We start from the raw sequence: 21,246 nt of genomic DNA, 5'->3' as shown, positions 1-21,246 counted from the left end.
ATTGAAGTATGCGCTTATTTTAATTTGATATGAATTTCCAAGCTATGCAGAAAAGTGCAAGAATATATGCCACTAATAATATTTTGTTAATCCAGATGCAATACAGTTCAGATAGAGCCACAAAACACTTGTAGAGACGGCGATTTATCGCGTCTCGAAAACCCAAAATTGTTGCTAGTAGCCCTTAACCCAAGTGTATTGAATCCAGATAAGGAGGCAGTCCTGATGAAACAAGTTTCAAAAGCCTTGGATGAAAGAATAACTGGGAACTGAGGACTGGGGATTGAGGACTGGGGATTGGGGATTAGGGATTGGTATTTTTACTCATTACTCAGCACTCAGCACTCAGCACTTTTAAGTCAGTAGGCATGAGGAATTCCCATAAATTTGTTTTCTCAAGACGCTCACTGATTTTTAATTTGTTTAGATGTAGCTTCCATAAAATCGAGAAAAACTTTTATGAGTTTATGGATTCCTTCGCTACCTCCTGCAATTAAACCTCCCGTCAGCAATGCGTCTAAACAACGGAAAATAACTACTTGGATGGGATTATCTAAATCAATAACTACAAGTGGTTCAATTGAGCGAATACCAATTGCACTAATTAAAAGACCGAATAAAAGGGATGTCCATAGAGCAATTATTCGCGTATCCGATTTATAGGCTGTTCTTTGACGCTCTTTTTCATTTATTCTATCCATTTGTGGCTTGAATATGTTTAATGCATCTTGTTGACTTTGTGTAAAATTTTGAATGATTTGCTGTTCTAAAGTCATTCCTTCAGGCGGTAGTCCACTGCTTTGATTTGATTCCAGAGAAGAAAACTGTTTTTGTTGGACTTCCATAAGTCTTATCTTCTCAGATACTAGAGCCTTTTCTTGTTGAATACTAATATCTAACTGTTCGACAAATGAACCACGCCAAGTAGTTAGAAAAACTTCTAAAGAGCGTTCCAATAACAAAGAAATAAATAATTGTAAGGTAAGTAACTGAATAATATCATTAACCCCAAATGGTTTTAAAAGGAATGGTTTAGATGATAACCAAGTGGAAAAAGTTACCACTAGAAAACTAATAATGATTAACACAATAAATAGAGGAGATTCTGGAGAAAGCTTTCGCAACGTATCTATACTCCTGTTTCGCGTCACAATATCTAACACAGCCTAGAGGTGGGAACTACACCTGCTGAGTAACTTAACAACGTTAATTTGATAGAACAGTAAATAATTTATTACCCAACTCTTTTTTCTAGGAGTATGATGGCTACGTCACGCACCCCCGCTTTCATCTCGAAAAGATCCCTTGAGGACAGGAAGGCGATTAGAACAAGCAGCAACTAAAAACCCCTCCAAGCTTGGAGGGGTTAAAGTAATTTTTGCTAATAGGATGGTGATTCGGGGGACAAAGCAGCTTTTCCTTGCTGATGACGCATTTTCTTGTCAAAGCAACCAGATGAGAGTACAGCATTTCATAAATCCGTTACGAACCTCTGCAATACTCTACTTAGTTAGATAAATCACCATCAATCTCAAGTGATGTCAGTTGCGATTCCACAGCGTTTAGATAATCTGTATCATTCAAAGCTTGTGCTGGTAACTTTTTAGCGTTGACAGCAGCTTTAACCACATCTAGTGCAGTCAGGCTTCCTTTTTGGTATTGAAATAACAAAGCATTACCGCTGGGAATTCCCTGAGCTTTCAGATTACCTTCATAAGCTAGAAATGCAGTGTCAAAAGGTTTTAGGTAGCTGACGTTTGTAGAATGAGTGGATAAATTGTTAGAGTTGATAACTATAGGTTGGTCACTATTGTTAGCAGGTGTTTGAGCGCCACCGATTCCAGGCAATAAAGCAATAGAAGCAACAATGAATACAGAATCTAGTAAGGTGGAGAGTTTCATAGGATTATCCTTAGTTATAGTAAAGTGCAATTAGTATTCTTGAGTAATACAGTCTTATTTTTTATCGGTCTAAACTTCCTACACTCAGTTCACCTGAACGGTTGATTTGTTCCTCACCCATTCGGGTGATTTAATTGAGTACATCCTACGGTTCATTCAAAATTACTAAGATCCATCATGTGATAAGCAAGAACAGCAGTATCAAAGGGTTTGAGATAATTGATATTTGGAGAATAGCTACGTAAAGTATTAGATTTGATATCTGTGTTGATTGAGATGCCACTCTTGCTATGAGTTGCTATTAGAGTCATAGCGATTCTAGCTAAGACACTAGAATCAACAATATGTGCCAAATTGAGCGAGGGAAAGAGTTTCATCATTGATGCTGTATTGGTTAATAAATCAAGAGCTAAGTTCAAGACAAATTTGAAAAGATATGTATTTAACTCTGACTTTTTAGGTCATGTGGAAAAGCTAACGATTGACCTAACCCCCTAGCCCCCTTCCCGTTTCGGGAAGGGCGAAAATCAAAGTCTCTGATGCCACGTGCTTCAAGTCGGCATAGCCGCCCAACGCAGTCGCTCCTCCTTGTAGGAGAGAGAAATAGAAGAGAGGTTTTCCAGATACCGTGAAAAGTCAGATTTAACTGAGGTAATCTAAAAATTTATTTAGATCCCCACTTACTTACTCAGTTTTAGGCATCGTATTTCTGCACTATCCCTTTCAACAGCAGATTTATTGGTTAAGTATGAGTGAATTTAATTTATCTATTCGGTTTACCGAACACAAAAATTAGAGTAAACCGTAATCTTTTTTCTCTATCTAATTTGGGACGGTAATCATCAATAAATTAGTGCTAATAACCGAATTTACATCAAGCCAAATTTTACATAATATGAATATGTAAGCACAGATTGAAGTGCAAAACTAATTAAATAAAAGCTAACTGCTGCGAGGAATAGTTATGACACTAATTCGTTTAAATACTTCGAGTCAATTTGACAATGTACAACATCTAATTAATAGTTTATTGCAAGAGACTGGAGTAGCATCTGGATTGTTTGATAGAGGCTTAAACAATGTTCCTGCTGCTGAAATACAAGAAACTGAAGATGCAATTTATCTGAAGCTAGAATTGCCAGGGTTGGAAGCTAAAGACCTAGATGTACAGGTAACACAAAACGCTGTTCACATTAGCGGTGAGCGGAAATCTGATACGAAAACTGAGGAAAAAGGCGTTATCAAAAGTGAGTTTAATTACGGTAAGTTTCAACGCATAATTCCTCTATCCGCTCGAGTTCAAAATACTAAAGTTACGGCAGATTATAAAGATGGCATCTTGAATTTGATACTGCCTAAGACTGAGCAAGAAAAGAATAAAGTTGTCAAGATTAATTTGGAACAATCTGCTACCTAATAGGTTGCGATCGCACATTTGACCTCCAATGATTAATTGAGATAACTCAAAGCCTGGTTATGCGAATAACCAGGCTTTTTTCTCACTACTCGATACTTTCGAGAGTTTTAAGCACCTCTGCGGCGGACTGATATCGTTGAGTAAAGTCAAAATGTACCATTCTATTTAAAATCATAACTAACTCGTTTGCCGCGTCAGTTAGTTCGCGCCAGTGTTGCCAAATCTGTTGATTGGCATCAATTCGACTTGGGATAATTATTTCACCAGTATTTGTGTCTCTACGAAATTCTCTCGGATCTACCCCAGTTAAACCTTGTATTCCCATAATTCCCAAGGCATAAATATCACTGTTGAGTTTTGGCAACCCGCTCATTTGTTCAGAAGGTGCATAACTAGGAGTGCCAATTGAAATTGTCTGAGCTTCTTGCTGTTGAGGTTGAATCTGCTTAACAGCACCAAAGTCAATTAAAACAATGTGTTGGTCTGATTCTCGCCTAATCAAGTTACTAGGTTTGATATCTCGATGAATTACGCCATAGCTGTGAACAAAAACCAGCACGTGTAAAACTTCTTTGAGCATCTCCACAACTTCAGCCTGTTTGAGTCGCTTCCCAGAGGTTAGCTCATTATCCATAGCGTGCCCTCGAACAAATTCTTGCACTAGAGAAAATTGGTGATTTTCTTCAAAAAAAGCTAGCAGTTGGGGAATTTGTGGGTGCTTACCTAGAGTTTCTAAAATTTCTGCCTCAGCATCGAATAAGCGTCTGACGACATTTAAATATTCTGCATCTTGGCGGGGAGGTCGCAACTGTTTAACTACACACTGCGGATTTCCCGGACGCTGGATATCGTTAGCGACATAAGTGTTGCTAAATCCTCCAGAACCCAAGCGTTCAGTAATTTGATAACGGTTGTTTAGTAGCGTGCCTAGTGCAATGTCTTGCCCGATGGAATCAGCAATTACCGTTGGCGCTTCATTTGAGGCGTCGCCGCGCTGCCGTAAAAGACCTTGCAATTCCACAATTAATTGTTGGTGTTCTTGAACCCGTTTGGTAATTTCTTTTTGCTCTTGCTTGGTTTGATAAGAACTATAGGCAAGGACACTCCCGGCAGTAAATACTAACCCCAAGGCGGGAGGTATGACTGGGAACCATCCAGCTTGGGTAAAAATGACAAAATTAGCTCCAAATAAGACTGCCAGGACTGTTGCTGCTGCTAATCCTAAACCTAGTGGATGTTGAATTCGCCATACCAGCAACCCACCAACTACAGTCCATCCCCATATCCAAAGAATTTTCCCCCACTCAGGCAAAAACCAAAATAGAGGCTGTTTGTTAAGAACAGCACTGAGAATTTGACTAACGCTGTGGGCATGAATTTCAATTCCTGCCATCTTGCCGGAATTATCTGACTTACCACTAGCAAAGGGCGTATTAAAAATATCATTTAAACTATTAGCTGTTGAACCAATCAAAACGATACGGTCTTTTACCAAATCTGGTTTCACTTGATTTGCAAGTACTTCTGTAATAGTTACTTGTTGGGCAATCTGATGACCAGAACGGTAATTAAGCAGGATTTGGTAGCCATTTGTATCCGCTTTCTGATAACCGCCAGCACTACTTTGCAGGGGTTTAAAGATAGTATTACGTAGTCGTAGTTCCTTTTTGGGAGTAAATTCTAGCTGGATACCTCCGACTTCTAAGTATTTGAGTGCTAGTTGTAAGCTAAAAGAATAAGTACTTTGACAAGAATCGGACTTCTCTGCACTTACTAATAATAGGTTGCGGCGAATTGTAGCGTCAGTATCTTCTACAACATCATTAAATCCGACTCGCTCTGCTTCCACGCCTTTTGGTGGTGCGATTCCCGGATTGTTAGAACCAGAATGTTTACAAATAGGAATGATGATATCACTCTGTTGTAGGCGTTGCAGTAGTTTTTCATGACCTGGCTGTACTGGTAAGTCACGAAAAATATCTAGACCAATGGCTCGCGGTTGATATTCTTCAAGTTTGCCTAACAGCCGGTCTAGAAGTTCGCTAGATAAGGGCCAATTCCATTTTTGGATATCTTTTTCAGTTAAAGCAACAATCAACAGACGAGAGTCTGGGCCGGGGTCGGCACGTAATTGCATCATTTCGTCGTAGACTTTCATTTCTAGAGGCTCGAAAACCCCCAGTTTTTGAATGCCTACTAGTAAAATTGTAGCGATCGCACTTGAAAGAATAACTGGCTGTCTAAATAAACTTTTAAAATTTACAACCATTTTTTTTAATAAGTTTTACTTTAAAATATACGTATATTTTGAGATTAATTTTCATTATTGAAATTATTCTACGCAATTTGCAACTTTTCAAAAAATATAGTAATTATATTTAAACACGGTTCAGTTAAGGCTAAAATCCTTTTTTGAACGAACCGCGAAGGACGCGAAGAAAGAGAAGAAAGAGAAGCTTATCTGAACTGTATTGAATTATATTTTACTTGCAATCACCAGAATGCTCATATCCCCGATTTCTTTAAGAAGTCGGGGATCTTTGTGTTCATAACTCATTTACAATTGCTATATGTGTTTAAGATAATGCACGATCGCTTCTGCTGTTGGCAAATTAGTTGCCAGTAAAACTTGATTAATATTGCATAATCTCAGCAGTGCTTCTTCATTAGCTTGACCAGATTGGGGTTGCAGCAAATCTCTCAAGAAAATCACTGCTAAAATTTCTCCTGCTCCAACCAATGAAGCAATTGTTTGATATCCTCCAGAAGTTGGTGCAGGGGTTTGTTGACTAATAGTTATTCCTGCCTGTTGATGCAAGACTTCGCTAACAGATGGCCACGTAATTGTAAAGCTCTGTGAGAAGAATTCTTGATGCTGAGAAACAAATTCAGCAAGTTCTGATTTCTTGCTTTCATGAGCGATGAGTACTATATTCCTTTCAATGATTGTTTGCGGAGGCTCACTGACATTTGCTTCTTCTAGAGTTTCTTCTGGGGTTTCATGAGGTTGAGTCACTTCTATTTCAGAAATTTCTTCAATAGTTTGATTGATATTCTCAGTGACTCCACTTTCTCTCGTTTCCAAAGATGGAATATCAGCGAATTCAGATACTTCACTTACTTGTGCAGAAACACCATCAACATCTACCCTTACTTCTTCAGTATTTGTATTAGGCAAATCAATGTATTGATTGCTAACAACTGCCGCGATGTTATCATCAGATGCGGTTGATGCCTCAGAAACTTCGCTGATTGTTTCATCGACAGCTGGGCTAGATTCTACTTTGTCAACAACAGGTGATGCCTCAGAAACTTCGCTGATTGTTTCATTGACAGCTGGACTAGATTCTACTTCGTCAACAACAGTTGATGCCTCAGAAACTTCGCTGATTGTTTCATCGACAACCGGACTAGTTTCTACTTCGTCAACATTTGCGCTATCTGCTGTTGTAATTGGCGTATCTAAATCTACTGCTTCATCAGTGATATTTTGTGTAACTTGGCTGGATGTTTCTTGCGGCTCAATATCCGTGTCTACAGCAACATCTGTACTTTCTACCACTGGCGTATCCAAATCTACTATTTCATCATGAGTAGCCTCTGGAACGGCGCTTTCCTCCTCAGATACTTGGTGAAAAATATCACGCGGTTGTACGAAGGTGACTTCTGCTTCTAGTGCTGCTTCTAACTCTGCGTACTCATCGCTACTAACTTCTGAAATGGCATTCTGTGGAGGAACTTCATTGAAAATATCGCGCGGCTGTACAAAGGTGACTTCTGCTTCCAGTGCTGCTTCTAATTCTGCATACTCATCATTGGTAGCTTCTGGAATAGGTATATCACGTCGTTGTACGAAAGTAGATTCTGTTGCCAATGCTGCTTCAAAGTCTATAGCCTCGTCATGGTTAGCTTCTGAAAAGACAATTTCCGCTTCAGGCGTTTCAATGATGTTTTCAGGTGCAGCGATCGCATCATCAGCTAAAGTAGAAGAAACTTCTGAGGCTTCACTGATTTCTGGAACTTCTACTTCTTCAACATCTGGTGCAACTAATGTTCGCAAATCCACAATTTCATCACGAACATCGTGTGGAACTTCGCTGGCTGCTTCAGGAGTTTCAATGATGTTTTCAGGGGCGACTATCTCAACAACTGGGATAACATCATCACTTTGAGTAGAAACAACTGCTGAGATTTCGCTGATTTCTGGAGAAGGATGATTAATTTCAGGGGTTTCTACTTCTTTGACTACCTCTGGGGGTGGATTAACAACATTGGCAGCGCTGACATTTTCAGGCGATCGCGGTCGAGAAAACAGCGAAGGATCTATAATTCTAAAGACTGTCTCTGGTTGCTCATAGGCGGGAGCAACTGCTTCCAAAATCAAAACGTAATCTGCAATCCGAATCACATCTCCATCACTCAAAGAATATGGTCGATCTTTTTCAGCTTGTTTTCCATTAACTATTGAGCCATTTCTACTACCAAGGTCAGAGAAGTAGTAATTTCCACCTTTAACAAAAAACTTAGCATGTACCCGACTGATATCAGGGCTGTCTAGGAGTAAATCAGATTCAGGAGAACGACCTATTAGCCATTCTCCTCTGCTTGTTGTTTCGATGGTAAGGTCAACTTCATTGACTTCACTTAGATTTGGTGAGTAGCTAACTTTTACTTTCATATTAATTTTTGGTTAATTTTATTGATTTCTGCTACCCAGCGCTGACGGGTAGTATGTTCTAAATTTAAAATATCATCTTGTGACCAGTGGAAATGATAAGCAATAAAAGCTACCTCCTCATACAAAGTATCAGAGGGGTAGCTTACGACTCCCCCGCCAGTTCTAGCTCCACTGAAAATTGAGTATTGCAGTGGGGACATTGTGTCGGAATATGTACATTCCCTTGCTGATTAATTCGATTATAAAATTCTCGGAGATAGGCAATGTCATGTAAAAGAAGTTCTTCGAGTAAATCAGGACTAACAGAGTTGAAACTACCCAAACGAGTGATGACCCGTGCAAGCATTACTAAGACACCGTAAGCTGGATTTTCCTGAACTTTGCGCTCTTGTTGCACCAAAATTTCATCTTTGGCGGTGGCTAAACGCATCACCCCATGACGATGTACTCGGTGTTCACTATCACTCAATCCTCTAGGAAGAGTGAAGGCAAATTCTGTACATAGAGTATCTTTCTTACGGGGCATAGGATATTGGGGAGTGCTGAGTGGGGAGTGCTGAGTGCTGAGTGCTGAGTTAGGAGTTAGGAGTTAGGAGTTAGGAGTTAGGAGTTAGGAGTTAGGAAGAAATATTATTGTTTCAAGCTTAAAACTCGGAAATTGAGCCTTTTTGCTTGAACATTGAGCCTTTGAACTCGGAAATTGAGCCTTTTTGCTTGAACGTTGAGCCTTTGAACTCGGAAATTGAGCCTTTTTGCTTGAACGTTGAACCTTTGAACTCGGAAGTTGAGCCTTTTTGCTTGAACGTTGAACCTTTGAACTCGGAAGTTGCACCTTTTTGCTCGAACGTTGAACCTTTGAACTCGGAAGTTGCACCTTTTTGCTTGAACATTGAGCCTTTGAACTCGGAACTTTAACCTCAGCACTCAGCACTCAGCACTCTCCAATACCCCATGCCCAATTCAATTATGAAGAAGCGCTTCGGAAGAATTTACTGTATCTTCTGCTATGGAAGTTTCGCTCTCCAATCCATTGATTCGGCGGTAAAAATCTTGGAGGTAATTTAAATCTTGAGAAAAAAAGTTTTCCACTATTGCCGGAGTCACTTCTGATAAAGCACCCAAGTGGGTAATCACTCGCGCCAAGATAATAATTGTGGCATAAACAGGATTAGCTTTAACGCGTGGGTCACGCAAGGGTGCAATTTCGTCTATCGCCGTTGATAAACGCATTACACCTTTGCGGTGGAGGTTGCCTTCAGAGTCTAGATACCCCTTTGGCAATGTAAATTCAAACTCTGTGGGAAACATAATTCTCCTAATTACTTCACGCGTTTAAATTCCTCAAAAGCAACCTCCACTTCCTCAATTTCGATGTCATGGCTGCGGGCGTTAACATCGGCAATTTTGTAACTTGCAGGCCAAGCACCGGCTAATTCAAATCTAGCGATTTCTTCATTTGCCTGATTATAAATAGACAAAGCAACAAGTCTACGTTGCTGTGACCAATTACCCTTTTCGACTTTTTCAAACCACTTCCAAAAATCCATAGAGTTGGTAGTACCTCTACGCAAAGTGAGATTACCACTCTTGGAATTGCTAGGAAGCTTAGTTCTCACCACCTGACCTTTTGATTGCCCTTTTTTACCCCAGGTTTGAGAAGTGACTTCACAAATTTCAATTACCTCTTGGGTTCTTTTGAAGCCTTGACACTCCAAAAAGAAACAATTGGCATCATTTTGACCTTCTAATGTCAGTTCTAAATAGAACCGATGGGCTGTCAGAACTTCTGGAATTCGGCTTGCGGATTGTACCATTGTTAAATAATTCGTAATTCGTAATTCGTAATGAAGCTTGCGGACTGGCTACCGCTACGCTCTAAGCAAAGCTATACCGCAGGCTTTACGTAATTACGATTATTTGATTCGTTTAATTCCTTCGTGAACCAATTCAACAGTCTCATTCGCCATATCGCCACCAGAAGCAGTTAAGGTAGGCCCGGTGTACTTACAGGGATAACAATTGACGATGTTCCAGCGTGCTTTTTCAGAGCCTTGTTGGTCATAAGCAACCACCGAACCTGTCTTACGATTCTGTGACCACTTCCGAGGATCACCCATGTCTTCGTTACATTCTTGATACCATTTATAAAGGTCTATATCATCTGTGGCGATGACTTTGACTGTAATGTTGGTAAATTTAACAACAGTTGGTGTAGCTTGACGCATTAGTTTAGCGCCCTTAGATGAACCGTGAACTTCTTGTGCTGGGGTATTTTCAACACCTAGTCCGCTAATTTCTTTGATGAATTTATCAGTAATTCCGTCAGCCTCAAAGTAAAATTTACAAGAGGTTAAAAATTCGCCTGCCATACTTTTAGACTCCTTTGTGTGGTTAATTTTGAAATGGGGAATGGGGACAAGGGAGACAAGGGGGACAAGGGGGAATTATTGAATAAATCTCTTCCTTGTCTTCCCCTTCTTCCTTGTCTACCCTGTCTCTTTTCAATGCCCAATTATTCGCTATCTTCAATGCCATTCCATTGGCTGATGCGGAAAACAACAAATTCAGCCGGTCTGACGGGACAAACACCGACTTCAATATATAAACGTCCCAAAATTCTGGTTTCTGGTGGGTTCAATTCTTCGTCACACTTCACATAGAATGCTTGGGCTGGAGATGCACCAAACAAAGCACCTTCACGCCAGATACGCTCTAAGAAATTACTGACGGTGCGGGTAACACGTGCCCATAAATCTTGGTCGTTCGGTTCAAAAACTACCCACTGAGTCCCCAGTTCTAAGGATTTTTCAATATAGCTAATTAGTCTACGCACGCTGATGTAACGCCACTCTGTTTTATCTGGCTCAACTAAAGTGCGTGCGCCCCAAATGCGGATACCTCTGTTGGGGAAGCTGCGAATACAATTTATTCCCAGGGGGTTTAATAGTTCTTGTTCGCGGAAGTTTGTGTCATAGCCCAAACCGATTACGCCTCTGGGAACTTCATTTGCAGGCGCTTTGTAAACTCCTCTGGTTTCGTCGGTACGGGCCCAAACGCCCATCACATGACCACAAGGAGGTACTAAAATTGGATTACCGCGATCGCGTGGATTGGGTACTTTAATCCAAGGATAATAAAGGGCCGCAAACATCGAACGACGGTTAAATCTATTCAACCACTCCACTACTTGCTGGGGTTTGACGGCATCTGGTGGCGCATCAAGTACAACCATCCGGTTGGGCGGATTGGGAATATCGCCACTGGCAGAACCCTCGCACATACTAATCATCAGTTCGATGATGCCGTGGACTTGATCTAAATTAAGTATCTGTTCTTGATAAGCCCGCATCACATCAGGACAGGCTAGCATTGTGATTTCATCAACTTCAAAGATACCGCGTACCCCGGTGCGATCGTCTCGAACGCCTTCTAAATTTTGCGAAAATCTATCGGGTGGGGCGGCGACAATGGGCGGCGCTAGCTCATATTGACCATTAACGGGGCGACGAGCTAAAGGCTGTCCGCTTTGAGTAACATCTTCTACAGTCACATACAGGGAATTTCTCAATGCCGCCAGCGCATAAGTCGCTGTTTGACCATTAGGCTCGCGGTTCATTGTCAAGTTCTCGTATTGCTCTAGAAGTTCATCTCCCCGACGAATTTGGATGGTGAAATATTCGCCTGTATTTGGAGGTGCTTCTCCTTCAGTACCTTCAGGTAAGGCGCGGGGTGAACCATCAATAATTACAAGATTTACTAATCCGCCTGATGCTTGCTCAGGGCGCAAAGTAAAGCGGAGGGCTGGACGATTACCTCTAGAGTTGATTCTGAGGCTAGCCGGTTCTGGATTTGCGGGTCTGGGTGCGTTTGGTAACTGAGTCCCAATGCTTGTTACCCAGCAACGACCGCCACCATTCATAAAGTAGCCGTAGACTGAAAAGGGTAAATAAGCATTGAAGTCGGTGAAGCCGTCAGAGTTGGGACGCGCAAAGTAGTTTAAAAATTGCGTCCAAGTGGTCACTAGCATGGGCTTGTATAACTCAGCCCCACCGCGAACGTCTTCTGTAAAGCCGACAAATCCGGCAACTGCTGTGCTAACACCTTCAATTGGTCGGCTACCCCGGTCAATTTCTTCGATGTAGACACCAGGAGCAAAGTAATCAAGTCTAGCCATGAAAGTTTCTCCAAGTCAGTAAAAATCTAATTATTCAGGAGTTAGAAATATTTCTTTGAAAGTATGACTTTGGTTATCTACCAATGCATTGACGTTTTGGGGTAAATAGCCAGGATTATTCAGAGTCAAAACATAATTACCTAAATGAAGGTCTTCAAAGAAGAACAGCCCTTCTTTAGTGGTTAATATGGATTTTTCAGTTCCCCTCACAGCTACTTCTGTCGCTACCAGCGGTAAATTTGTCACCGCACTTTTGACAATACCCGCGATCGCAACTCGCCTGGTTAATACTAGACTGTCACTATCACGAGACAATTGATTTCGCAAATTGAAAATTCGCTCCCAAACCAAAGGTACTGGGGTCGGTTGTGGCTCGAAGGGTATTGTAACTGTCAAATATAAGGCTGAACGCAATGGCACATTGAGAGCGCTCCATAAAGAGCCAATCTCAATTGGCGGCTCTAGGGCAACTGTCATGTTCAAATTACCATAGCCCCGTAATTCAGGAACCAAAAACTCCTCTTCCAAGGTGCGATGGCGCAACAGCACAGTCAATGCCTCACTAATAAAGTGATGCTCACCTAAAGCTGTTCTATCCCAGGCTGTTAATAGCAGCGAAACATCAAACCAAGCGGGTGCCCAATTGACAGTAGCAGGTTGTAGAGCGCGTGTTAGCTTGCGTTCTACTTGCCTGCCAGAATGTTGTACCTGCTTACTCTCACGTATATCAAAAATGTATAAATTGAGAGTTGGCCCTGCTCCCTCTTCCCTGCGATTACCAGGATGGCTAAAGTCAATTTGCTCTGTACTGGTAAGCGAGGTTCCTCCAGCTAGAATTTCGGCTAAAGTTTGAAGAACGAAGATAAGCATGAAGGTATTATGCTGGTAGCTAATCCAGATGCCTCTAGAGTATATGTATCAGTCTTCTAAAGTTAATTAGACTTTTGTCGATATTTTTTGATGGGGAATTGGGGACTGGGGACTGGCAACGATTTTGGGTTTTCTAGACGCGATAAATCGCCGTCTCTACAAGTGTTTTGGGCTTATCTGAACTGTATTGGGTTATTATCCTTGTCTCCCTACTCTCCATCTTCTCAGAATGATGATTGAGAGGACTGGAAAATATTAGCTTTTCAAGAATCCGAAAAGTAGCAACTTCAGTTTGTAGATTAGTCTTGAGTACTTCTTGATTGGACGCATGACATTTTTTCTCGTGGAGTAGACCGAAAAGCCTGCCCTAGAGCGCCAGTCAAATTTTCATGGATGAATAAGTTCTTAGTCAGGACTTTAGTCTTTAGTTTGAGCGCTGTTCGCGAAGCGTTCCCGTAGGGTAGCGCTCTCTACGAACAGATTCATCCAAGTGTTGTAAATAATAGGTACTATATACCTATATATACTTAGAGAAACGAAATGCGGCTTTAAATGTAAACTTAATAATTCTTTGTATTAATTAGTTACAAAGATAACTTAACAAAAAAATAAACATTCTTGAGGCTGCATAATTTTATACTGGTCAGCAGAATAAAAAATATTTGGTTGCAAAAAGCGAGTGAAGCTATGACACTAGGCTTTTCTGTACAAAAACTAGACAATGGCTCTAATTATTTGAATTCCTCAGATATTCAGAGTTTTTGTCAGCTTGAGTCTGAGCAGTTAACTAGTCAATATCCAATTTTTTTCGCTCGGATTGTCTATCACGATTCATTCTTGAGAGCTAATCAGGAGGTTATAAATTATGGTCAAGACCAAGCTCCTTTTTCTCCAAAAACTTTAGCTTACTTGCGTTCAGAAGTATGGCTTACAGACTTTCCGCCTGCTTTTACTTTACATAAATTTAAACTTAAGAATTTTTCATTTATTTCTTATATTTGCCCTATATCCTATAGAAATCAAAAGCCTGAATACATTCAAATCATTACTCATGAACCTCTCTCATCAAGTTTACAACTATACGTAAAACGCTCGGCTATGCTCCTAAGTAAGTATGTAGATATTTCCTTGGACTATGGAAGACAAAAAACTGAAATTCAACTTTTAGAAGATATTCTGCATCGAGTAGGACACCAATTGCGTAATTCTCTAGGACTCATCGGATTATATGCACATAATCTATGCTTGGGTTTAGAGGATAGCCCTTGGCAAGAGCAAGCAACCATAATTGGCGAAAGCATACAAGATTTAGATACTAATTTAAATGAACTGATTGATTGTGGTCAAAGTGCAAAATTAAGGATATCACTTCAAGATTTAAGAAGTTTGGTAGTTGAAAGTATCACAAATTTACAACCGCTAATCAATCAGAAAAAACTTAAAATATCAATTCCCGATACATCAACAATACTGAAGATAGATAGATTGCAAATGAAACAAGTTTTTGATAATATCCTCAGTAATGCCGTTCATTTCAGCCCTAATTCAGGAACTATTAGCTGTAGTTGGCAAACGTTTCAAGATGAAGTATTAATTAAAATTTCCGACCAAGGTCCAGGATTGTCTCAAGAGGATTTACAAAAAGTTTTTACCCCATTTTATTCTCGGCGGAAAGGAGGCACAGGACTAGGTTTAACTATTGCTAAAAAAATTATTCTGGATCATCAAGGAAGTATCTGGGCACAGGTTTTGTCAGAAAGTGGGGCGCAGTTTTCTATAATTTTACCTCGACCAAGGAATGGTTAACAATTCAAAATTCAAAATGACGCTCGTAGACTCGCTAACGCTGCGCTAACAAAATTAAAGACATTTCAGACGTAGGTTAAAAGCCCGGCTGAAACTGATGCTAAATATAGATGTAGGGGTCTTAAATCCTTGAGCTTATGATAAATAATTCGTAATTAAAGATATGACTAATGATAAGAAAAAACTTTCAGTTTTGCTGGTAGATGACGAAGAACGGTTTCGTCAAGGGTTGCGTACTCTTCTGAATTTTTATAGTATTAATTCTGCGTTACCTGTAGAAGTGATGGGTGATGCTGATTCTGTTGATCAGGTTTTAAAGTTTACAAACCAGAAGTGTCCAGATTTAATTTTGCTGGATATGCAGTTAAAAGGATGTGATGGAATTACAGTTTTGGCACGTCTTAAAGAAACTGCTTACACTGGCAAAGTTTTAGTATTGTCGGCTCATCAAGAAGATGACTGGATTTTTAGAGCGATGCAGGCGGGGGCGGCTGGTTATGTGTTTAAAAATCGTTTAGCAACCCAATTATGTGAAGCTATTGACACTGTAACTAAGTCGGAAATTTATCTACCTTCAGAAGTTGCTAGTCGATTTTTTCGGTTTTTTCAGGCTTATTCAGATTCTTGTGTGAAAGCCTGTCATGAAATGCATTTAACTGAAAGAGAGCAAGAAGTTTTATACTGGTTAACTCAAGGTGCTTCTAATGAAGAAATCGCTAAACATTTATATGTAACAGTTGCTACTGTTAAGGCACATCTCACCAGTATTTTTGAAAAATTGAAGGTTACTAGTCGGACTCAAGCGATTGTGGCCGCCCTCAAGTTAGGATTAGTTCACGCTTGAGCGCGAGAGAAGTAATCGGCGCAATTCACGAAACTCTTTGTATATGGCTTCATTTGAATCTTTTTATCAAGAATACCCCTGTTCGTACAATTCTCCCTTAAATTGCGATCGCCCTTTCCAAACGGCACAGCAAATCAAGGGCGCTAAGTTTTGCTTGGAATGTGGTTTTCCAGCAACTTTACCGCAGGAGGCTGAGATTAAAGGAAGTCAGGGGACTTATCAAATAGCGAGTTTTGTGGGTGTGCGAGGTTTAGGCCGTCTATACTCAGGTGTTCAACTCAAAGATAAACAGCCTGTAATTATCAAAGAATACCTGCTACCCAATCGTTCTTTTAATGAAAGCGAGACTCAAAAGCGCAAAGATACTTTCAAACGAGTGGGTGGGGTAAGTTTAGCCGATAGTCGAATTCAGAATTTCCGTCTTGTGGAAACTAAAGAAGCGATCGCAGATGAAAAAGGAGAACGCTGCTATCTTATTACTCAGGGTATAGAATCATCCCAAAGTTTAGGTAAGTATCTCATAGAAAAGGGAGCAATGACACCTCCTGATGTCCGTGAGGTGCTAAATCAAGGTTTACAAACTCTCCAGTTTCTCCACACCCAAAAGCTACGTTTCCCCTCAAATCAAACACAACTAGGTATCACTCACGGAAATATCAATTTAGACAGTACCTTAATTAAGGTAGAAAATAATCAAAAGTTTTCTATATATTTTTGTGATTTAGCTATCTGGGAAAACTTATTTATTCCACCCATTATTCCTCAACCCGCTCCCGCCAGACCTGAGCAAGATTTAGAATCATTAGGATTGCTAGCCTTTTATTTATGGGTAGGGCGGACAACTAATTTGTTATCTAACCAGCCTCTCAACCCTAGAGATAATCAACAATGGCCAGATACCGATAGCCATTTAAAGCAGTTTATTTATCGTTTAATTGGTCTGGAAACTCCTTTCGAGAATGCGGAAGCAGCTCGCCAAGCACTGCTGAAACTTCCTAAAGAAGATCGTGGCAAAAATTCAGTAGGTTCGTCGCCAGCTTCTCAAAAAATAGAAAAACCTTTGCCAATGCCCTTAATTCTGTTAGGGATTTTCGCTTTATTACTACTTGGCGGCGGAATTTGGTATTGGCTTTGGGGCAAGAAGACAGATAGTCCTAATCAATATATAGAATGGTCTAGACTTGTGCGGAATTTCTCAGAAGTTCCCAACGTTCCTTCGGGACAATTTACTTACACAGGAGAAAAAGACAGTACATGGAGTTATGTTTTAACGCAATCTGTAGACAACACTCGTTTAGGAGATTTATTAACCAGACCAAAATCAGATGCGACAGCAACATTTGATTATAAATCTGTTTTATCATCAAACATAAATAATCCGGTTAAAAGTATCGAAGAAGTCCAAACAAACAAAAAAGATTTTGCAATTACTAGTTTGGTAGACAACATCACAGATAAACTTGCTAAAAAACAAGTTGCTGATGATGGGTTACTTGTGTTTGTAGCATTTAATAAAAGAGATTCAAATCTTGCTAATGCTCTTGGGGGACAAATCAATATTGAACAATTGCGTCAAATTTACACAGGCAAAATTACTAATTGGCAGCAGATTAATTCCAAACTTCCAAATCTACCTGTGAAAGCTTTCGCCCCAACTGAGCCAGAAGCAATTAGTAAATTTCAAGAAATAGTTCTGAAAAACGCCCCTCAAGACGAAGCTTTATTTGCAGCAAAAGTTACTAAACTTGATACAACAAAGACCCAAAATCTGATCCGCAGTGAGACTTTAGAAGGACGAAGCACTGGTATTATTAGTTTTGGGATTATCAGTAAAACTTCTACTCAATGTACAGGCTATCCGCTAGCGATCGCAGATGGCAAAAAGTCAGCTATTCAACCTCTGTTTCAAAGACGCGATCGCCGCTCAATAAATCCCTCAGATGACTTATGTCAGCATGATGATTATTATGTTGATGTCACAACTTTCCAAAGCTACCCCCTGGGATACCCTATTTTTGTAGTGTACCCTAAAGACAGCAACCGCCTGCCCGGTGGTTCTACATTTGCCCAGATGCTAACTACTCGTCAGGGTCAGTGTTTACTTACTAAAGTAGGTCTTGTAGCCTTACAACCTATGCCTGATGATATAAATTCCTATGCCTGCAAATCGGTGCCCTAATCCCAGTTGCGAATATTTTAACCGCGCCCTGCCTAACAATGCTAAGGTTTGTCCCTGGTGTTCCACCCCTGTGGGTAATGTAGTTTCTCCTACACCACAACCGCCGATTCAACCACAGCCTAGTCAACCACAGCCCAATCAACAACAACCTAGTCAGTATCATCGACCAGCAACAGACCAACCTAACTACCAAGTTCCCCAACAAAACCCCGTTGATTATTCAACAGTCTATCAGCCACGGGTTTCTTATCCACCAACACCGCCTGTTTATACCCCTCCGCCTCAAAGAGCGCCTCTCTTAAAGCTAGTTCATAGTACAGGAAGAGAATTTAACCTTGTTGGAGAAGGAGGTTATATTGGTCGCCGCAGTCAGAGTCCAGGAATAGCGCCGCCAGAAATTGACTTGACCGGCATTCCCAGTGAAGGAATAGTCTCTCGTCGTCATGCACGAGTCGATTGGGACTGGTCGCAAAACTCATACATGATTGTTGATATGAGTACAAATGGTATTTATTTAAACAACAATCCTCTAACACCTGGGATGCAATATCGCCTGTTGAACGGTGACTCAGTGCGATTTGGTCAGGATAACCTAGTCAACTTCACTGTATATATTGTGTAGCAAAACCATATTTGATAATTGACTAATGACCAATGACTAAATGAGCAATGTATTTCGGGAATTCCTGCAAAAAGTCGGCGGCGGAAACCACACAGCCGAGAATTTAACTCGCGCCCAAGCAGCCACCGCAACTAAAATGATGTTGTTGGGTGAAGCTACACCAGCCCAAATCGGAGCATTTTTGATTGCTCATCGAATCAAGCGTCCCACAGGGGAAGAATTAGCCGGAATGTTGGATGCTTATGAGGAATTGGGGCCAAAACTGCAACCAATAGCCTCAGAGCGACCAGCGATCGCTCTTGGCATCCCTTATGATGGCAGAACCCGCACAGCACCAATTAGTCCCGTAACAGCTTTACTACTCGCCGCAGTGGGACAACCAGTAATCATGCACGGTGGCGATCGCTTACCAACGAAGTACGGCTTACCCCTGATAGATATTTGGCAAGGTTTAGGAGTCGATTGGACTACCCTACCACTAACAAAAACCCAGCAGGTATTTGAGCAAACGGGAATCGGCTTTATTTATCTACCTCAGCATTTTCCCCTAACTAAAAGTATTTGGGAGTACCGTGACCAACTTGGCAAGCGTCCGCCCTTGGCGACAATGGAGCTAATTTGGTCTCCTTATGCTGGTGATGCCCACGTCATTGCAGGGTTTGTCCATCCGCCAACAGAAGGAATGTTTCAGATCGCTCTAGAACTGCGAGGAGTTACAAAATTTACATTAGTGAAAGGATTGGAAGGTAGTTGCGACTTACCGCGCGATCGCACTGCAATCATCAGCTTATCTTCATCCATAGCATCCCAAGAGGTAGAACGATTGCACCTCGTACCGCGTGATTACGGCTTTACTACCAAAAACGTACCCCTTGGAACTACTGAAGAACTGGTGGCGGATATTCAAGAGGTTTTGGCAGGTAAACCAGGTGAATTGATGCAAACAGCCTTATGGAATAGCGGATTTTATCTATGGCGGAGTGGTATTTGTCCAGATATGTCAGAGGGTTTAGCTAAAGCAGAAGAATTATTAACCAATGGTGTAGTAGCAGCTAAACTCCAAGAACTCAACCAGATAGTAAATTCAGTATCAGCAACATTTATACCAGTGTAAACAGTTCAGCTAAAATAATTCGTAATTAATTACCAATTACGAATTATTTCGTCCCCGAATTCTCCAAAATAGATTTTTGTTGCAACCAATCCTGACCCACTTGGATACTGATATCTGAGCCAAGGTTGCCAGTACTTTCCACGCGCACTTCGCCAAATCCCAAAGTGTTGCGAATTGATTCGGCACTGTCACCATCTCCTTGTTGGGCGACAACGTGAGTTACCTCTAGAGGTTCCCCCCATGCCTTGGCAATATAAATGTTGCGATATCCAGATTTTTCCAAAGCTGTAATTAATGGCTGGAGGTTAGAGCGATCGCCACCTGTACTATCTTGAATTGCTATACGCAAAGAACGGGGGTTAGCCGTAGTTCCTAGCTGTTGTTGTTCTGACTCTAAACCAAAATGTTGAGCCATTAATTTTGCAATACCATCTTTGTTAGGCAACCAATAGCTAGCATCAAATTCACCTTTCTCGCTAAAGCGACCAGGCAGCATTAACATTTGCATATTAGAGCGATTTGTCCGTACCCCAAAACCCATCAACGCCACTAACTCTTCAACCGTCAAGTTAGTATCAATGTGTTCTTTCACTACATCCAGAACTTTAGGTAATTGAGCAACAGTAGCCGGGTTGAGTGTTTGATCCATCAAAGCTCGGATGACCATTTGCTGCCGCTGAATCCGACCAATATCACCGAGTTCGTCATGGCGAAAACGCAGCAATTGTAATGCTTGATCGCCATTGAGATGCTGTTTACCCGCCTTCAAATTGATGTACAAATGCTGAGAATCATCTTGGTATTTCATATTTTTGGGGACGTAAACTGTTACGCCACCCAAAGCATCAATCAGCTTGGCAACTCCCAAAACGTTAATTCGGATATAACGATCAATTCCCGCCCCACCCAAGAGATTACTGACGGTTCTGGCAGTCAAAGCTGGCCCACCTTCAACATTGGCAGCATTAATTTTTTTCACTCCATACCCCTCTATTTGTGTGCGGGTATCTCTGGGAATGGAGAGCATATTTATTTTTTTCGTCTCTGGATCAAATTTGACCAAGAGCATAACATCAGAAAGACCATCAAATGAGTTTACTTGGGGTAGGTATTTGAGGTTTTTGGTTTCTTGGGGAGGGTTTTGGATATCTGGGGGAAGTACGCTCATCCCCATCACCAAAAGATTTACTGGGCGAGTTAATTCTGAAAATCGCAGTACCCCTCCAGAAATGCGATCGCCATCAAAAGCCGCCTCATCCTTTGGACTTAGCTGGGCTTGTTGCAAAGGCGTGCTGGTCAAAGATACCGCCAAAAGTGCCCCCGCAGTTGCAGACACCATTGCAATCCCACTCATCCCTACCCAAAACCACAGCCAACGTCCTGAGGTCGAGTTCTGAGAAATCTTTTTATTGGACTTTGAGGCTTTTCCCGACTGGTTTTCTTCCGCCGAACTTCTTTGAATGGTCACAGACTTCCTCACGCTTACTCACTAATCAAATTTGGTAAATTTGCAGACTAAAAACATCCAAACAAATCAACCCATAATAGCTAACTCTTAATTATCAGTGCTAACTTTTTTAATGTAGTGTCAACCACAACACTTATAGCAGCATTTATCCTTCTTTTGGGCCAATCTAGAG

Annotated in this window: 20 protein-coding genes; 6 read left to right on the top strand and 14 right to left on the bottom strand. The window is 41.0% G+C overall.

Features of this window, described 5'->3' with window-relative positions:
* Positions 1-404 precede the first annotated feature (404 nt).
* From V7L07_RS06680 to V7L07_RS06670, 3 genes are all read right to left on the bottom strand, one after another.
* On the bottom strand, positions 405-1,124 hold the full coding sequence (locus V7L07_RS06680) for a hypothetical protein (RefSeq protein WP_335056156.1): 720 nt from the start codon (positions 1,122-1,124) through the stop codon (positions 405-407).
* A 382-nt stretch (positions 1,125-1,506) separates the two neighbouring features.
* Positions 1,507-1,902, bottom strand: a complete 396-nt coding sequence (locus tag V7L07_RS06675; RefSeq protein ID WP_335056154.1) for a hypothetical protein — start codon at positions 1,900-1,902, stop codon at positions 1,507-1,509.
* Positions 1,903-2,054: 152 nt separating this feature from the next.
* A complete protein-coding gene (locus V7L07_RS06670) occupies positions 2,055-2,282 on the bottom strand; it encodes a hypothetical protein (protein ID WP_335056152.1) in 228 nt (75 codons plus the stop codon).
* A 584-nt stretch (positions 2,283-2,866) separates the two neighbouring features.
* Between V7L07_RS06670 and V7L07_RS06665 the strand changes: the two genes are divergently transcribed.
* Entirely contained in the window at positions 2,867-3,319 is a 453-nt protein-coding gene (locus V7L07_RS06665) for an Hsp20/alpha crystallin family protein (RefSeq protein WP_335056150.1), read from the top strand.
* 85 nt (positions 3,320-3,404) lie between these two features.
* Here V7L07_RS06665 and V7L07_RS06660 read toward each other — a convergent pair whose 3' ends face one another.
* The 10 genes from V7L07_RS06660 to V7L07_RS06615 form a co-directional block, all read right to left on the bottom strand.
* Entirely contained in the window at positions 3,405-5,588 is a 2,184-nt protein-coding gene (locus V7L07_RS06660) for a CHASE2 domain-containing serine/threonine-protein kinase (RefSeq protein WP_335056148.1), read from the bottom strand.
* A 297-nt stretch (positions 5,589-5,885) separates the two neighbouring features.
* Complete coding sequence (locus V7L07_RS06655; protein ID WP_335056146.1) at positions 5,886-7,997, bottom strand: FHA domain-containing protein; 2,112 nt, start codon at positions 7,995-7,997, stop codon at positions 5,886-5,888.
* The gene (locus V7L07_RS06650) at positions 7,994-8,197 is read right to left on the bottom strand and encodes a DUF6760 family protein (RefSeq protein WP_335056144.1); all 204 of its coding nucleotides are present in this window, start codon (positions 8,195-8,197) and stop codon (positions 7,994-7,996) included. Before V7L07_RS06650 ends, V7L07_RS06655 begins: the two co-directional genes overlap by 4 nt.
* Complete coding sequence (locus tag V7L07_RS06645; RefSeq protein ID WP_334778302.1) at positions 8,140-8,523, bottom strand: phage tail assembly protein; 384 nt, start codon at positions 8,521-8,523, stop codon at positions 8,140-8,142. The genes V7L07_RS06650 and V7L07_RS06645 overlap by 58 nt, the downstream gene beginning before the upstream one ends.
* A 118-nt stretch (positions 8,524-8,641) precedes the next feature.
* Positions 8,642-8,887, bottom strand: coding sequence for a hypothetical protein (locus V7L07_RS06640; protein ID WP_335056142.1), 246 nt, complete (start codon positions 8,885-8,887; stop codon positions 8,642-8,644).
* A 70-nt stretch (positions 8,888-8,957) separates the two neighbouring features.
* Positions 8,958-9,305: a hypothetical protein gene (locus V7L07_RS06635; RefSeq protein ID WP_335056140.1), complete on the bottom strand. Its 348-nt coding sequence runs from the start codon at positions 9,303-9,305 to the stop codon at positions 8,958-8,960.
* A gap of 11 nt (positions 9,306-9,316) precedes the next feature.
* Entirely contained in the window at positions 9,317-9,811 is a 495-nt protein-coding gene (locus V7L07_RS06630) for a phage tail protein (RefSeq protein WP_335056138.1), read from the bottom strand.
* 99 nt (positions 9,812-9,910) lie between these two features.
* Positions 9,911-10,366: a phage tail protein gene (locus V7L07_RS06625; RefSeq protein ID WP_335056136.1), complete on the bottom strand. Its 456-nt coding sequence runs from the start codon at positions 10,364-10,366 to the stop codon at positions 9,911-9,913.
* Positions 10,367-10,509: 143 nt separating this feature from the next.
* Positions 10,510-12,171, bottom strand: coding sequence for a phage tail sheath family protein (locus V7L07_RS06620; protein WP_335056134.1), 1,662 nt, complete (start codon positions 12,169-12,171; stop codon positions 10,510-10,512).
* A gap of 30 nt (positions 12,172-12,201) precedes the next feature.
* Positions 12,202-13,041 carry a Pvc16 family protein gene (locus V7L07_RS06615; RefSeq protein ID WP_335056132.1) on the bottom strand — a complete coding sequence of 280 codons (840 nt, stop codon included), beginning with the start codon at positions 13,039-13,041 and terminating at the stop codon, positions 12,202-12,204.
* 687 nt (positions 13,042-13,728) lie between these two features.
* Between V7L07_RS06615 and V7L07_RS06610 the strand changes: the two genes are divergently transcribed.
* The 5 genes from V7L07_RS06610 to V7L07_RS06590 all read left to right on the top strand — a co-directional run bounded on the left by V7L07_RS06610 (position 13,729) and on the right by V7L07_RS06590 (position 19,606).
* Positions 13,729-14,847 (top strand): sensor histidine kinase, encoded by a 1,119-nt coding sequence (locus V7L07_RS06610; protein ID WP_335056130.1) that lies wholly within the window; start codon positions 13,729-13,731, stop codon positions 14,845-14,847.
* Positions 14,848-15,010: 163 nt separating this feature from the next.
* Positions 15,011-15,691, top strand: a complete 681-nt coding sequence (locus tag V7L07_RS06605) for a response regulator transcription factor (RefSeq protein WP_335056128.1) — start codon at positions 15,011-15,013, stop codon at positions 15,689-15,691.
* A 43-nt stretch (positions 15,692-15,734) separates the two neighbouring features.
* Positions 15,735-17,870 carry a substrate-binding domain-containing protein gene (locus V7L07_RS06600; protein ID WP_335056126.1) on the top strand — a complete coding sequence of 712 codons (2,136 nt, stop codon included), beginning with the start codon at positions 15,735-15,737 and terminating at the stop codon, positions 17,868-17,870.
* On the top strand, positions 17,848-18,492 hold the full coding sequence (locus V7L07_RS06595) for an FHA domain-containing protein (protein ID WP_335056124.1): 645 nt from the start codon (positions 17,848-17,850) through the stop codon (positions 18,490-18,492). The genes V7L07_RS06600 and V7L07_RS06595 overlap by 23 nt, the downstream gene beginning before the upstream one ends.
* A 40-nt stretch (positions 18,493-18,532) precedes the next feature.
* Entirely contained in the window at positions 18,533-19,606 is a 1,074-nt protein-coding gene (locus tag V7L07_RS06590; protein WP_335056122.1) for an anthranilate phosphoribosyltransferase family protein, read from the top strand.
* Positions 19,607-19,649: 43 nt separating this feature from the next.
* Here the strand turns inward: V7L07_RS06590 and V7L07_RS06585 are convergent, their stop codons facing one another.
* Entirely contained in the window at positions 19,650-21,074 is a 1,425-nt protein-coding gene (locus tag V7L07_RS06585; RefSeq protein ID WP_335056120.1) for an LCP family protein, read from the bottom strand.
* Positions 21,075-21,246 lie beyond the last annotated feature (172 nt).

Source organism: Nostoc sp. (assembly GCF_036916985.1).
Taxonomy (GTDB): domain Bacteria; phylum Cyanobacteriota; class Cyanobacteriia; order Cyanobacteriales; family Nostocaceae; genus Nostoc.
Note: the sequence above shows the minus strand (reverse complement) of the source record. Positions and strands in the feature narration are given on the sequence as shown.